Source organism: Mesoterricola sp. JemC181, from assembly GCF_055384585.1.
The window spans coordinates 1,744,136-1,757,962 of the sequence record NZ_AP045076.1 but is presented as its reverse complement, the minus strand read 5'-3'; the positions used below and the strand labels follow the sequence as shown (position 1 = coordinate 1,757,962).

The window sequence follows — 13,827 nt, the reverse complement described above, 5'->3', positions numbered from 1 at the left end:
ACAATCTAGCCGATCTCGGCCAGCCTGCGCCTGAGTTCCGCGATGTCGAAGGGCTTGGCCAGGAGGGCGACGCCGGGGTGGGCCGCCACCAGGTCGAGCGCGGCCTGGTCGGCCCTGCCCGTGGCCAGCAGCACCGGCACCCCGGGGCGGAGGCCACGCAGGCGCGGCAGGGTGACCCCGCCGTCGGCGCCGGGCATGTTCATGTCCAGGATGATCACGTCGGGGCGCTCTCCGGCTTCCAGCAGGGCCAGGGCATCCTCGCCGCCCTGGGCGGTGGCGACGGCGTGGCCCAGGGCCCGCAGAAGCAGGGGGACCGAAAGCAGGATCAGCTCGTCGTCGTCGACCACCAGGACCCTCAGGGGCCTGGAAGGGGGTGCCTCCGCCGGTCCGGAAGCCGGGGGCGCCCCCGGGCCCGCCACGGCGGCCGGAAGCCGCACCAACACGCGGGTTCCTCGGCCCTGCTCGCTCTGGATCTCCAGCGTCCCCTGGTGGGTCTTGACGGTGCCGTAGACGATGGCGAGGCCCAGGCCTGTGCCCTTGCCCTGGGGTTTCGTGGTGAAGAACGGCTCCAGGGCCTTGTCCAGGACCGCCTGCGACATGCCGGCGCCGGTATCGGCCACTTCCATGAGCACGCCGCCCTCCACGCGGGCGGTGCGCAGGGTCAGGGTGCCCCCTTCCGGCATGGCGTCCACGGCGTTCACGAAGAGGTTCATGAGGCAGTGGTGGAGGGCGGACGGGTCCCCCGAGATGGCGGGCAGGTCCGGCTCGAGGTCCAGGGCGAGGCGCACCTTCTGGAGGGTGGTGCGCTCCAGGAGCTCGACCTCCTGGCGGATCACGGCGTTCAGGTCCACGTCCCGCTCCTCCGCCAGTTCCTGCCTCGCGAAGCCCAGGAGGCCCCTCACGAGGCTCCCGCCCCGCTGGCAGGCGGAGGCGACGGTGGCCATGTCCCGGGCCAGGGCCGAACCCGCCGGCGCGGCCATGCCGTGCACCGATGCCAGGGCCAGGATGGCCCCCAGCACGTTGTTCATGTCGTGGGCCACGCCCCCGGCCAGGCTGCCCAGGCTGTCCATCTTCTGGGTTTCGCGCAGGGCCTTCTCCTGCTGCTTCATGGCCTCGATGTCCGTGCAGGTGCCGAACCACCTGGAGATCGCACCGGCGGCGTCGAACTGGGGCACGCCCCGGATCAGCCACCACCGGTAGGCTCCGTCGGCGCGCCGCAGCCGGCACTCCAGGGCGTAGGACCCCCCGGTGGCCGTGGCGCGCCGCCAGGCCTCCCAGGCCCGCTGGCGATCCTCGGGATGGAAGGGCCGGTTCCAGCCGTCCCCATGGCTTTCCTCCATGGTCATGCCGGTGTAGTCCACCCATTGCCGGTTGAAGTAGTCGTTCTTGCCGGCGGCGTCGGTGGTCCAGACGATCTGGGGCATGGCCTCGGCCAGGCTGCGGAAGCGCTGCTCGCTCTCCCTGAGGACCACGTCCACCCGGTCCCGCCCGGCCCGGAGGCGCAGTTCGGCAAGGTCCACGTGGGCACGCACGCGGGCCCGCAGCTCCCGGGCGGTGAAGGGCTTGGTGAGGTAGTCGGCGGCGCCCAGGGCCAGGCCGCGGATGCGCTCCTCCTCGCCGGCCCGGGCCGAGAGGAGGATCACGGGGATGGTGCGCAGCGCTTCGTCCGCGCGCAGTTCCCGCAGCAGGCCGAAGCCGTCCAGGCGGGGCATCATGATGTCGGAGAGCACCACCACGGGCGGCTCCCGCCTCACCGCCGCGAGGGCGGCGGCGCCGTCGGGGACGGCCTCCACCTCGAAGTCGTCCGCCAGCAGCCGCAGCACGTAAGCGCGCATGTCGGCGTTGTCATCGGCCAGGAGGATCCGCGGGCGCCCGGGGGCCGCCGGCGCCGGCGTCCCGGAGGGCAGCCACTGGGAGGCCTCCTCGAGGTAGAGGCGCGCGGCCTGCGAATCCGGCTGCCGGTACGGGACCGGGGCGGCCGCGGCCTCCGCGGCGCCCGAGGGGATGCGCACCGTGAACGCGCTGCCCCGGCCGGGCGTGCTTTCGACCTGGATGGTTCCGCCGTGGAGGGCCACCAGCTCCCGGGTCAGGGCGAGCCCGATGCCGGCGCCTTCGTGGGTGCGGCCGGGGGTGTTGCGGACGCGGTGGAACCGCTCGAAGACGCGGGGCACCTCCTCCGAGGGGATGCCCGCGCCGGTGTCCCGGACCACCAGCTCGGCCCAGCCCGCCCCTTCCTTCAGCTCCACCCCGATGCCCCCCTCCAGGGTGAACGTGAAGGCGTTGGAGAGCAGGTTCAGGACGATCTTCTCCCACATGTCCCGGTCCACGTTCACGGCCCTGTCCAGGGGCGGGCAGTCCACGGTGAGGGCCAGGCCCGCCTGGGCGCAGGCGGAGCGGAAGTTGCCGGCCAGGTCGGAGGTGAGGGCGGCGAGGTCCGTGGGGGAGAACTCGGCCTGGAGCCGGCCCGCCTCGATGCGGGCGAAATCCAGGAGGGTGTTGACGAGCTTCAGGAGGCGCAGGGCGTTGCGGTGGGCGATGCGAAGGCGTTCCCGGCCGGCCGGGGCCAGCTCCGAAGCCGGGTCGGCCAGTTCGTCCTCCAGGGGGCCCAGCAGCAGGGTGAGGGGCGTGCGGAACTCGTGGCTGACGTTGCTGAAGAACACGGTCTTGGCGCGGTCGATCTCGGCCAGGGCGTCGGCGCGGCGGCGTTCCTCCTCGAAGGCGGTGGCGTTGGCCGCCAGGGAGGTGACGGCCGAGGCCAGGAGCTCGAAGAACGAGCGGTAGGCGTCGTTGAGCGGCAGCCGGGTGCTGATCCCCGCCACCAGGTAGGCGATGGGGCGCTCCTGGCCCGCCAGGCGGATGGGATGCACCATGGCCGCCTCGACCGGCTCCGGGTAGGGCCCCGCATGCAGGCCCGGAGGGCACAGGGCCGGGCTTCCGCCCGGAGCGCCGCGGCCCATGCCCCAGGCCGGGTCGGGCACCGACAGGTCCACCCGGGCCGGGCACGCCACCGGATCCGCCGGCAGGCCCGTGCGCGCCACCAGGGTGGCGGTCCCATCCCCGGCGCGGTAGAAGAGGGCGAAGGGCACGTCGTTGGCGGCCTCCCCCAGGGCCCCGGCGGCCGCCGCCAGGGCATCGTCCAGCGACAGGGCCTTGATGTCCAGGGCGGCGATATCGCGCAGGATGCGGGCCCGGCGCTCGGCGAGCATGATGCCGGTGGTCTCCGTGACCGGGTGGAACAGGCCGGCCACCGCGCCGGTCTCGTCCCGGATGGGGCTGAAGGAGAACGTGAAGAAGGTCTCTTCCAGGAAGCCCAGGCGGTCCAGGAACATGCGCTGGTCCCGCAGGAAGGCCGTGGTGCCGGCCAGGGCGCTGCGGAAGGCGTCGCCGATGGCGGGGAAGGCCGAGGCCCAGCACACGGAGAAGTCCTGGCCCATGGCCTCGGGGTGCTTGTCGCCGCAGATGGGCCAGTAGCCGTCGTTGTAGATCTGGGTGTGGTCGGGTCCCCAGGCCAGGGAGATGGGGAAGTTGGAATTGAGGACCAGGCTGACCGTCGTGCGCAGGCTCGGCGGCCAGGTCTCCAGGGGACCCAGCGGGGTGAGGGACCAGTCCTTCTCCCGGATGGCCTTCCCCATCTCGCCCCCGCCCACCAGCCAGGAAGCCTGGATTGATTCCGGATGGGATGGGGCTTTGGACATGGGACCTCGGCGGGACCGCAGGGCGTCCAGGTGACGCCAAGGGATTGTTGAAGGTCACAATATCCCGAATTCCTGCAATGTCCACGGATCAGGGCCTGGGCGGCCGTTCCACGCCTGGGAGCCGCGCTAGGAGTGCTTCCTCCAGGTCTCCGAAGCCCGCTTCTGCCCTTCCGCCACCGCCTCGGGCGAAAGGTCCCGCTCCAGGCGCTCCACCACCTGGGCCGAGGCCGCGTCCCCGCCGGCCTTGGCCAGCAGGAACCACACATAGGCCTCCTGGAGGTTCTTGGGGACCCCCTCGCCCACGAGGAAGGCCGAGCCCAGGAGGGCCTGGGCCTGGGCCAGGCCCTGGTCCGCGGCCTTGCGGTACCACTGGGTGGCCTCGGCGGCATCCTTGCGCAGGCCGGCGCCCTTGGCCAGGAGGGCCCCCAGGTGGCACTGGGCGTCGGCATTGCCCTGCTCGGCGGCCTTGCGTGTCCACTTAAGGGCCTCGGCCGGGTCCTTCCCGGCGCCCTCGCCCCGCTCCAGCATCCAGCCCAGGGCTGCCTGGGCCGCGGGGTTGCCGTGCTCGGAGGCCAGGCGGTACCACTTCACGGCCTGGGCCGGATCCTTGGCGACGCCCGTGCCCGAGGCGCACATGGCCCCCATCTGGCCTTCCGCCAAGGGGTCGCCCTTCTCGGCGGCCTTGCGGTACCAGGTGGCGGCCTGGGCCGGATCGGCGGCCACGCCCTCCCCGGCCTCGTACATCCATCCCAGGAGGGACTGGGCGCCGGCCACCCCCTGCCCCGCGGCCTTGGTGAGCAGGGCCACGGCCTGGGCCGGGTCCTTCCGGACGCCGTCGCCCCGGGCGTAGAAATAGCCCGCGAGGTACTGGGCGTTGGGATCCCCCTGGTCCGCGGCCATGCGGTAGTACTTCAGGGCATCGGCGGGGTTGCGGGCCACGCCTTCGCCCTTGTCGAGCATCACGGCCAGATTGTACTGGGCCAGGGCGCTGCCCTGGTCCGCGGCGAGGCGGTAGAACCTCGCGGCCTCGGCCGGGTCCTTCTTCACGGCCTCGCCCTGGGTGCACATCCAGGCCATCTGGACCTGGGCCTTCAGGACGCCCTGCTCGGCGGCGAGGCGGTACCACCTTGCGGCCTCGGCCATGTTCCGGGGCACGCCGTCCCCCCGGGCGAACATCTCCGCCAGCGACAGCTGGGCCTGGGCGACGCCCTTTTCCGCCAGCGGCTGCCAGAGGGCCATGGCCGCGGCGTAGTCCTGGCGCTGGAAGGCCTCCATCCCCTTCTTCAGGTCCTGCGGCTGCCGGGAGCAGGCGAGGACCAGAAGCAGGGCCGTGGGGAGGGCGGTCGGGTGGAACTTCATGGCTTCTCCGGGGGCACTTCCTATGCTGACATCCCCGGCCCGAAAATCCTACAGCCCCATCAGCCGGCGCACGAACTTGGGGGCCAGGGTCCCGAAGCCAAGTACCTGATCATGATAGAGCTTCTGATCGAAGGGCTTGCGCTCCCGCTTCGCCCGGGCCTCCGCCGCGGCGCGGAGGTCGTCCATCTCCGCCGCGCCCACGAAGTAGGTGCTGAGCTGGGTGGAGGTCAGGCAGGCCCGCTTCCACTTGCCCACGGCCTCCCCCTCCTCCTGGAAGCCCTCGTCCATCATGAGCTTCAGGGCCTGGGCCTCGGTCATGCCGGCGGTGTGGATCTTCTGGTCCAGGATGGCGTTGATGGTCACCCGCAGGCGCATCTTCAGCTGCTGGAGGCGCACCTCCGGGCCCCCGAAGCCCATCCGGGCCATGACCTGCTCCCCGTACACCGCCCAGCCCTCGGCGAACAGGCCGCTGGAGAAGACCGCGCGCACCAGGGTCGGGCCCTGGTAGAGGTTGGCGATGGCGCCCTGGAGGTAGTGCCCGGGCATGGCCTCGTGGACCGTCAGGTCCTTGAGCATGGCGTCGTTGTATTCCCGGAAGTAGGACGCGGCCCGCGCGGGGCTCCAGTCGGCGGGGGTGGGATCGATGCAGTAGAAGGTGGTGCCGTTCTTCTCGAGGGGGCCCGGGGTCTCGCAGTAGGCCCCGGCGACACCCCGGGCGTACTCGGGGGTGACCTTGACCCGCACGGGGCTGGTGGGGAGGGTCACGATGCCGCGGGCGCGCACGAAGTCGGTGGCCTCGGCCAGGTCCCGCGTGGCCTGGGCGACGATGGTCGCGTTGTCGGGGTGGCGCTCGGCGATGCGGTCCAGCACGGCCTTGACGGCGTCGCGGTCGCCGGCTCCGGCCCGGTCCGGGAACCAGGCCCGGTGGAGGGGCCGCGCCACCTCCGCCATCTCGGCGTGGATGGCCTTCAGGCTCGCCTCGGCCCGGACCAGGATGGCCTCGGGCGTGAGGCCGGAGCTCAGCGTCGTGCCAAGGCGCTTGCGGAACGCAGCCTTGCCGATGCGGAAGTCGCCGTTGGACCGCGGCAGGAGATCGGCCTTCAGCCAGGCGATGAAGTCCTCCAGCGCCCGGGCCGCCTGGGCCTGGGCCGGCGCCAGGTCCTCCTTCAGCCCGGCCTGGGCCGCGGCCTCGGTCACGCCGTCCCGCACCAGGCCCAGGGTGCCCTGGAACTGCTGGATGGCGGTCTCGGTGAAGATCCGCGGCGGATTGTCCAGGTTGGCCCGGGCCGCGGCCAGGAGGGCCGGGATCCCCTGCAGCCGCCCCTTCACGGAGGCCAGCCGCCGGCCCGGGGAGGCGAAGTCCCTGGAAAGAAGGCCGTCCAGGGCGCCGCCGGGGTTGTACATCAGCGGGTTCCGGCGCCAGACCTCCAGCTCCGCGAGGTCCTGGAGCGTGGCGCCGAGGGTGTCCAGGAGGACCTCCCGGTCCACGCGGTTGGCAGGCGAGAGCTGCTCCGGCCGGATGCCCCGGAGGAGGCCCGACATATGCCGCGCCCAGGCGAGCTGCTCGGCGACGCCCCGGGCGCTGAGGTCCTGGATACGGTCGTCCCAGCGGTGATCGCCCAACTGGGTGGCGCCCTCCGGGGAGAACCGCAGGGTGTCCTCGACGATGACCCTGGCGAGGGACTGGAAGGTGGCGTCCTTGGCCGGGGCGGCCTGGAGGGCCAGGCCGGCGACGCAGGCGGTGAGCAGGGATCCAAGGCGCATGGGGCATCTCCGGGGGATGCCGCCAAGGATACCAAAGTAAACGGGTCTTCATGGATTTCCGACAGACCCGGGAGGACTGAATTCATCTGGGGCCGACCCTTCATCCCAGCGATTCGTCAGGTTCGGGAGAAGAACCTAGCGCCGGCGCCGATTTTCGCGAAAACGTGCCGATGCCTCACGATGTTCACGTTATTTCGCCCTTCATGCAAAACACGTTGATGAACGGGAAAGAGCCACCGCCCGGCATCAGCTCATCGATCTCGGAGAGCGCGACCAACCCGTGCGGACCGAACTCCCGCTCAACCGAACCGGTGTCGTAAAAAAACATCTGCAGGCCGGGTCCTCTCTCGTACCAATCCTCGCCCAGCCTTTCTCCTTGCCCATACATCGGCGCTTTCTTCGAGATGACGGTGAAAATCATGTGCCCGCCTGGCGCGAGCTGTCGGTAGCAGTCCTGGATGAGCTTTGCACGTCCCGCTGGATCCAGGAGATGGATGAGTCCATAGCAGAAGATGCCATCGTACGGCCTGCTGTCGTACGGCATGTCCGCTACCGAGCCGTGGTGGATGGGGATCTGAAGGCCGAGATGGGAACGGGCGAGAGAGATCGCCGTGTCAGAGATCTCGATCCCAGTGACGGACATCCCGCGATCCAGGAACCCCTTGGCGTTCCTGCCGTACCCTACCCCGGGGATAAGGACATCCTTGATGCCCATTCGAGCGAAGTAATCGCTCGCGAGGTTGGCGGAGGCGGTCGGCTCGTTTCCCCATATCCGTTGCTTCTCAGTAAAAGCCGTTTCCCAGAATTCAGTCATGTCAATCCCGGCCCTTGCTTCGGTGGTGAATGGGTCTAGGCATGGCTCGTCTCCAGATGAGGTGATCCCCCACGGGCAGCAAGGCGGTTGCAAACGTCGGCGCTCAGCGCCGCGAGTGTCACCTCGCCAAGGCGCGAAAGCAGCAGCGCCTCCGCATCCTGAAATGACTTATTTAGTACGGCATTTACGGTCTGTTCGACAAGGCAGCCGGGCGCATCCGTGCGGTTGCCGATGGCGAGTAGCGAAGGGCAGCCAAGCGCATTGTACACATCGCGCAGCGTCACCTTCGATAGGCCGCAGGCCAGCGTCCAGCCACCGCCATGTCCCTTTTCCGATCGGACGTACCCCGCGTTCCGAAGGCCAGCCATGATCTGGCGGATCACCACGGGATTGGTGTTCAGTGCTTTCGCCAGGACTTCCGAAGTCAGAGGGGCACCCCGCTGCGCCATGTGGAGTAGGACGTGGAGGACTCCGGATAATCGGCCATCTCGTCTCATGTAAGTTATTGTATTACGTAATGCGCCAAGTATCAACCGCGTTGAGTGAATTCGTCGCGAATCCCCTCAGCCGGGTCTGGAACGTTGCGCACCCTTGCCGACGCAGGACAAAAGACCTTGCGACGTCATTCGATACCGAACCAGGCCCGAAAACCAGGCGCGGCCAGGATCTGCCCCCCTACTCCGAGAAGGACCAATTAGGCGAGGTTCATAGTGCCCCCGGCCCGTGGAAGGCCCCTAGTTACATCAATATGATTTTCAGATTCAGTTTGATCGCACGCCCGGAGAGATAAGGCCTGTAAATCCCAAGCCGAGTCCATGCGGCACAACCCTTGCACAAGGAAATGACGGCAACGGCCGTTTCAGGCTCACTTCATGGAATCCGGCAGGAGACTCCCTCATGGAACAGCGCACCCTCAACCCCCGCACCCGCATCGAAAGGCGGGCCGAACCCCCCACGTACCGCCAGCAGGTCACCCGGGCGGTGAACCCCGCCACCTTCGAGATGATCGGCGCGGTTCCCCAGACCCCCGAGGCCCTGGTGCCGACCTTCGTCGAGCGGGCCCGGCGCGCCGCCGACGCCTGGGGCCTCGCCGGGTGGGAGGAGCGGGCGCGCACCCTGGGCAAGCTGCGGACCCTCATCGCCGACCGTTCCGCGGAGATCGCCGGAACCATCTCCCGCAGCATGGGCAAGCCCCTGCTCGAGGCCCTCCACTTCGACGTGGGCATGGTGCTGGAGGACCTGGACGATTACATCCACCACGCCGAGAACTACCTGGCCGACGAGAAGGTGGACCTGCCCCCCCGCATGGAACGGCACAAGACGGCCCTCATCCGCTACGCCCCCCGGGGCGTCGTGTGCGTCATCTCCCCCTGGAACTTCCCCTTCGAGCTGGCCCTTTCCCCGGCCATCGCGGCCCTGGCGGCGGGCAACGCCGTGATCCTCAAGCCCACCTCCGCGGCGCCCCTGGTGGGGGACCTCATCGAGAAGCTCTTCGCCGAGGCCTTCCCGGAGTGGCCGGGGCTGGCCCAGGTGGTCCACGGGCCCGGCAAGGTGGGCACGGTGGTGGCCACGGCGCCCGGCGTGGATTTCGTGTGCTTCACGGGCTCCACGTCCGTGGGCCGGGAACTCCAGTCCCGGCTGGCGCCCCTCCTGCGGCCCTGCCTCCTGGAGCTGGGGGGCAGCGACCCGCTGATCGTCTGCGCCGACGCCAACCTGGAGCGGGCCGCCAACGCGACGGTGTACGGCCGCTTCTGCAACAACGGCCAGGTGTGCGCCGCGGTGAAGCGGGTGTACTGCCACGAGTCCATCAGCCGGTCCTTCATCGAGAAGGTCATCGCCAAGGTGAACGTCCTGAAGCTGGGCCCCTGCGACGACCCCACCTCCGACGTCGGCCCCCTGGCCAACGACCGAGCCATCAGCACCCTCCGGTCCCTTCTGCACGACGCCCTGGACAAGGGCGCCAAGCTGGTGGCGGGGGGCTTCCCGGCCATCCAGGCCGGCTGGTACTGGCAGCCCACGGTGATCACCAACGTCGATCACTCCATGCGGATCATGAAGGAGGAGACCTTCGGCCCCATCCTCCCCATCTGCACCGTGAAGGATGACGAGGAGGCGATCGAGCTGGCCAACGACAACGACTACGGCCTGGACGCCTACGTCTTCACCAACGACATGCGCCGCGCCCAGAAGATCGCCAACCGCCTCCGGGCCGGATCCGTGGACATCAACGACGTGGTCGTCAACTACGTCATCCGGGACATCCCCTTCGGCGGCGTCAAGCAGTCCGGCCACAACCGTTACCACGGGAAGATCGGCCTGCGCCTGTTCACGGAGTACAAGGGCATGGTCATCGACGACGGCGCCACGGACGCCGAACCCGATTGGTTCCCCTACACCGAAGCCAAGCTGGAGCAGGCGAAGGAGCGATGCTCCCGGCCCTGACCCCTTGGATCCCGGGTTAGACTGGGAAACCAAGGGAGTTCCATGGCGCAAAAGGGTGTCCTCGTCATTTCAGTCGAACCGGAGAGCCTGGCCTGGGAGGCCGGCCTCCGGGCCGGGGACACCCTGCTCGAGATCAACGGGGAACCGGTTCTGGATCAGCTCAGCTACCAGTTCCTCATCAGCCAGCGGGACGAGACCCGGCTCGCCTACAAGCGGCCCGACGGGAGCCGCGGCACCGCCGTCGTGGAGAACGGCGAGAACGGCATCGGCCTGGACCTGGCCCAGGACCAGGTGAAGGTGTGCAAGCAGAACTGCATCTTCTGCTTCGTGCTGCAGATGCCCAAGGGGTACCGGAAGTCCCTGTACCTGAAGGACGAGGACATCCGGCTCTCCTTTCTTTACGGCCACTTCAGCACGCTTTCCTCCAGCGACGACGCCGAGCTGGACCGCATCGTGCGCGAACGGCTCTCCCCCATCCACGTGAGCGTCCACGCCACGGATCCCGTGGTGCGGGCGAAGGTGGTGGGCAATCCCCGGGAGGGGAACATCCTGCGCAAGATCGACCGGCTCCTGGAGGGGGGCGTGGACATCCACACCCAGGCCGTGCTGGTGCCGGGCATCAACGACGGCGAGGTGTGGGAGAAGACCGTGCGGGAGCTCTGGGAGCGCCGGGCCTTCCAGACCGAGGGGCCCTGGGCCGGCAAGGGCGGGGTGCTGAGCCTCTCCTGCGTCCCCGTGGGGCTCACGTCCCACCGGGACGGCCTGCCCTCCATCCCCGACGTGGACCCGGCCTTCGCGGCCGCGTGGGCCCGGCGCTGGATTCCCGAGGTGCGCCGCCATACGGCGGCCAACCACGGCGAGCCCTGGCTGCTGCTGGCCGACGAGTGGTTCACCCGGGCGGACATCCCGGTGCCGGGCCGGGCCTTCTATTCCCAGTCCTGGGCCCAGCTGGAAAACGGGGTGGGCCTGGTCCGGAAGTTCCTGGAGCACACCCGCCGCTTCGTGCGGACCCCCAAGGCCATGGACTTCCAGGGCCGCAAGGTGCTGGTGCTCACCGGCAGCAGCTTCGCCCCGGTGCTCAACCGCACCCTGGCCCAGGTGAACCGCCAGTGCGGCAGCGAGCTGCGGGCCGTGGCGGCGCCCAACAACGCCTTCGGCTCGAGCGTCACGGTGGCCGGGCTCCTGTGCGGACGGGACCTGGCCTATGCCGCCCATGCCGACCGGGACGCCCACGGCGGCAACCTGCGCTGGGTGGACGCCGTGGTGATCCCCAGCGCCTCCCTGCGGGTCCACACCGGCCCCACCGACCAGTACGCCCTGGACGACGGCAGCGAACCCACCCCCTCCAACCAGTTCCTGGACGACATGACCCTGGCCGAGCTGGAGCGGGAGGTGGGCGTCCCGGTGGTGCCCAGCGGTGCCAACCTGTCCCAGCTCCTGGACCACCTCCACGCCAGCGACCGGTTCCACACCGAGGGCATGAACCTGCCCCAGGGAGCCTACAACCCCTGAATTCGTTCGAATCCGCTTGATCCGGGCAGGAATCGGCGAAAAAATACGCTACCGCCCCCTTGGCAGTTCGTATCCCCATGGGCCGTACCCGAACGGCCCCATGAAGGCCGATCCATGACCTCCGACGCCCTCCTCGCCCTCATCATTGTGGCCTCCCTGGCCGCCATGATCCTGGTGCTTGCCGTGGTGTTCGGCAGCAACCGCCGGCGCAGGGACCGGCGGCGCAGGCGCCTGTTCGCGCCCATCGAACGCCGCAAGAAGCCCAGGCGCCAGAAGTCCATCGGCCCCTACCTGGCCTGGCGGATCCACCTCCTCCGTTCCAAAAAATGAAAACGGGCCGGAGATTCCGGCCCGTTTCCTCCGATCCCTGGGGATCGTCTAGCTGGTGGGGGTGCGCTTCTTGACCGCAGCCACCACCTTCACGTCGCCGCCGTCCAGGCCGGTGCCGACGAACTCGGGGCGGAGGGCGGTTTCCCGCTTGGCCCGGTCGCTGGCGACCTTGATCTGGTCGAGGACGTTGACGGCATACTGGTACGCCTGCTCCTCATCCACCCGCAGGAAGACCTTCCGCATGCCCGAAGGCTGCAGCTGGACCACGGGGGAGAGCTTGTCGGCCAGCTCGGCGAGCTGGATCTTGTCGTTCTGGAGCATGAGATCGCCGTTCTGGTCGATGGTGACGACCAGAGGGGGATTCTTCGGATCGGGCGGGGTGGGCCTGTCGACCTTCACCACCTGGGGCACCACGACGGGCAGGGCCTTGGAGAGGCCGGGCACCATCACGATGAACACGATCAGAAGCACGAGAACGATGTCGATGAGGGGCGTGACGTTGATATCGCTTTTGGCTTTGCCCTTCGGGCCACCGGCGTCCATTATTTAGCCCCCCCGGTGCTCTTGTCCTCGCTGGTGACGATGGAGGCCTCGTCGGCCCCGCCCTCACGGCAGATCTGGAAGAGCTCATCTACGTTTTTGAAGGGAATGTCGGCGTCGGCCTTGATGAACACGCGCCGGTCGCTGAGGTACATCATCGACTGCTTGATGTACTGGATGAGCTGCTGCTTCTTGGCGTCATCCTTGTAGGTGAACGTCAGGGCATTGCCCTTGGCGTCCTTGGCGTCCTTGTCGTCCACCATGATCGGAGCCGGGCCATCGATGACGCCCTTGGCGTCGCGGTGGGCGGGGAGGATCAGGGTGAGGTACTTGGCACCTGCCTGGGTTTCGGGTTTGAGACTGTGCTTGGACAGCGGGAGCCGCACAGCGTTGTTCACGGCGGGCGTGATCACGATGAAGATGATCAGCAGCACCAGAACGATGTCCACAAGTGGGGTTACGTTGATATCCGCTTTAACCCCAGACTTGCCACCACCACCTGCATCCATGGTGACCTCCTAGATAGGTCCGGGGGATCCTTCTCAGGGCTCCCCCGGACCGGGGTTAATTCTTAGGCCTGCTGGCTCTCGCGGCGGATGAACTCGTCGATCATCTGGGAGGCGGCGTTGTTGATGTTGGTGACCATCTTGTCCTGCTGGGCGGTGTAGAGGTTGTAGATCCACACGGCGGGAATGGCGGCCATCAGACCGAGGGCGGTGGTGCCCAGGGCCTCACCGATGGAACCGGCCAGGGCGTTGATGTCGCCGGCGCCCTTGGTCTTCAGGTCGGAGAAGACCTTGATGATGCCGATGACGGTGCCGAGCAGGCCGATGAAGGGGGCCAGGGCGCCGATGGTGGCCAGCCCGAGCATGCCCTTCTTGAGCAGGTCGGTGACTTCGGCGGTGCCGCGGGCGATGGCGCGCTCAACGGGCTGGATCACGTCGTGGGACTCGTGGAGGGCCTTGAGCTGCTTCTCGTACTGGAAGATGTCCAGGCCGTGCTTGAGGACGAGGGCGATGTGGCTCTTGTTGTGGGTGGTGGCGGCGCGCTTGGCGGCCTCGAAGTCACCGCGGCGCAGGGTGTCCATGAAGAGCTTGAGGAACTTGCGGGAGGCGGCGTTGGACTGGGCATAGACGATGCCGCGCTCGATGGCCGTGTAGATCTGGAGGAGGATGAGGAGGATCAGGATGCCGATGATGACCTTGTTCACCGGAGAAGCGGCTTCCCAGATCTGCTTGGGACCGAAGGCGTTTTCGGCGGCTTCTGCGATGGCGAGAACGAAGGGGGAGGCAAGCAGGCTCATTTGGATTCCTTATGGGATGAGGTGGCTTGAGAGGGGGCCTCGGGAGAGGCGGAAGGGTGCGTTCTGGA

The 13,827-nt window shown here is 68.6% G+C and carries 11 protein-coding genes and 1 pseudogene; 4 read left to right on the top strand and 8 right to left on the bottom strand.

Annotated elements, in window-relative coordinates; all coding sequences use genetic code 11:
* Positions 1-5: 5 nt before the first annotated feature.
* The 5 genes from ACZ5MC_RS07675 to ACZ5MC_RS07655 form a co-directional block, all read right to left on the bottom strand.
* Positions 6-3,695, bottom strand: coding sequence for an ATP-binding protein (locus ACZ5MC_RS07675; protein WP_464517425.1), 3,690 nt, complete (start codon positions 3,693-3,695; stop codon positions 6-8).
* Between the two features lie 126 nt (positions 3,696-3,821).
* Entirely contained in the window at positions 3,822-5,054 is a 1,233-nt protein-coding gene (locus ACZ5MC_RS07670; RefSeq protein ID WP_306599727.1) for an SEL1-like repeat protein, read from the bottom strand.
* Between the two features lie 48 nt (positions 5,055-5,102).
* Entirely contained in the window at positions 5,103-6,818 is a 1,716-nt protein-coding gene (locus tag ACZ5MC_RS07665; RefSeq protein WP_464517424.1) for a DUF885 domain-containing protein, read from the bottom strand.
* A gap of 184 nt (positions 6,819-7,002) precedes the next feature.
* A complete protein-coding gene (locus ACZ5MC_RS07660; protein ID WP_464517423.1) occupies positions 7,003-7,632 on the bottom strand; it encodes a class I SAM-dependent methyltransferase in 630 nt (209 codons plus the stop codon).
* A 35-nt stretch (positions 7,633-7,667) separates the two neighbouring features.
* A complete protein-coding gene (locus ACZ5MC_RS07655) occupies positions 7,668-8,129 on the bottom strand; it encodes an Rrf2 family transcriptional regulator (protein WP_464517422.1) in 462 nt (153 codons plus the stop codon).
* A 400-nt stretch (positions 8,130-8,529) separates the two neighbouring features.
* Here ACZ5MC_RS07655 and ACZ5MC_RS07650 point away from each other — a divergent pair, with 400 nt between their 5' ends.
* The 4 genes and pseudogenes from ACZ5MC_RS07650 (at position 8,530) to ACZ5MC_RS07635 (ending at position 11,916) form a co-directional block, all read left to right on the top strand.
* Positions 8,530-10,074 (top strand): aldehyde dehydrogenase family protein, encoded by a 1,545-nt coding sequence (locus ACZ5MC_RS07650; protein ID WP_306599723.1) that lies wholly within the window; start codon positions 8,530-8,532, stop codon positions 10,072-10,074.
* Between the two features lie 18 nt (positions 10,075-10,092).
* A pseudogene (locus ACZ5MC_RS07645) lies at positions 10,093-10,260 on the top strand (PDZ domain-containing protein); the annotation flags it as partial.
* A 57-nt stretch (positions 10,261-10,317) separates the two neighbouring features.
* The gene (locus ACZ5MC_RS07640; RefSeq protein ID WP_373432589.1) at positions 10,318-11,586 is read left to right on the top strand and encodes a DUF512 domain-containing protein; all 1,269 of its coding nucleotides are present in this window, start codon (positions 10,318-10,320) and stop codon (positions 11,584-11,586) included.
* A gap of 114 nt (positions 11,587-11,700) precedes the next feature.
* Positions 11,701-11,916: a hypothetical protein gene (locus ACZ5MC_RS07635; RefSeq protein ID WP_306599722.1), complete on the top strand. Its 216-nt coding sequence runs from the start codon at positions 11,701-11,703 to the stop codon at positions 11,914-11,916.
* A 48-nt stretch (positions 11,917-11,964) separates the two neighbouring features.
* On the opposite strand, the gene ACZ5MC_RS07630 is transcribed toward ACZ5MC_RS07635, so the two are convergent.
* The 3 genes from ACZ5MC_RS07630 to ACZ5MC_RS07620 all read right to left on the bottom strand — a co-directional run bounded on the left by ACZ5MC_RS07630 (position 11,965) and on the right by ACZ5MC_RS07620 (position 13,759).
* The gene (locus ACZ5MC_RS07630) at positions 11,965-12,459 is read right to left on the bottom strand and encodes an ExbD/TolR family protein (protein ID WP_306599721.1); all 495 of its coding nucleotides are present in this window, start codon (positions 12,457-12,459) and stop codon (positions 11,965-11,967) included.
* The gene (locus ACZ5MC_RS07625) at positions 12,459-12,890 is read right to left on the bottom strand and encodes an ExbD/TolR family protein (protein WP_373432538.1); all 432 of its coding nucleotides are present in this window, start codon (positions 12,888-12,890) and stop codon (positions 12,459-12,461) included. The genes ACZ5MC_RS07630 and ACZ5MC_RS07625 overlap by 1 nt, the downstream gene beginning before the upstream one ends.
* A 137-nt stretch (positions 12,891-13,027) precedes the next feature.
* The gene (locus ACZ5MC_RS07620) at positions 13,028-13,759 is read right to left on the bottom strand and encodes a MotA/TolQ/ExbB proton channel family protein (protein ID WP_306599719.1); all 732 of its coding nucleotides are present in this window, start codon (positions 13,757-13,759) and stop codon (positions 13,028-13,030) included.
* Between the last annotated feature and the right edge of the window lie 68 nt (positions 13,760-13,827).

Bases quoted from the DNA above. Each gene is read 5' to 3' on its own strand.
- ACZ5MC_RS07660 (WP_464517423.1), bottom strand. From the start codon at position 7,632: ATGACTGAATTCTGGGAAACGGCTTTTACTGAGAAGCAACGGATATGG.
- ACZ5MC_RS07675 (WP_464517425.1), bottom strand. From the start codon at position 3,695: ATGTCCAAAGCCCCATCCCATCCGGAATCAATCCAGGCTTCCTGGCTG.
- ACZ5MC_RS07665 (WP_464517424.1), bottom strand. From the start codon at position 6,818: ATGCGCCTTGGATCCCTGCTCACCGCCTGCGTCGCCGGCCTGGCCCTC.
- ACZ5MC_RS07650 (WP_306599723.1), top strand. From the start codon at position 8,530: ATGGAACAGCGCACCCTCAACCCCCGCACCCGCATCGAAAGGCGGGCC.
- ACZ5MC_RS07630 (WP_306599721.1), bottom strand. From the start codon at position 12,459: ATGGACGCCGGTGGCCCGAAGGGCAAAGCCAAAAGCGATATCAACGTC.
- ACZ5MC_RS07655 (WP_464517422.1), bottom strand. From the start codon at position 8,129: ATGAGACGAGATGGCCGATTATCCGGAGTCCTCCACGTCCTACTCCAC.
- ACZ5MC_RS07635 (WP_306599722.1), top strand. From the start codon at position 11,701: ATGACCTCCGACGCCCTCCTCGCCCTCATCATTGTGGCCTCCCTGGCC.
- ACZ5MC_RS07670 (WP_306599727.1), bottom strand. From the start codon at position 5,054: ATGAAGTTCCACCCGACCGCCCTCCCCACGGCCCTGCTTCTGGTCCTC.
- ACZ5MC_RS07620 (WP_306599719.1), bottom strand. From the start codon at position 13,759: ATGAGCCTGCTTGCCTCCCCCTTCGTTCTCGCCATCGCAGAAGCCGCC.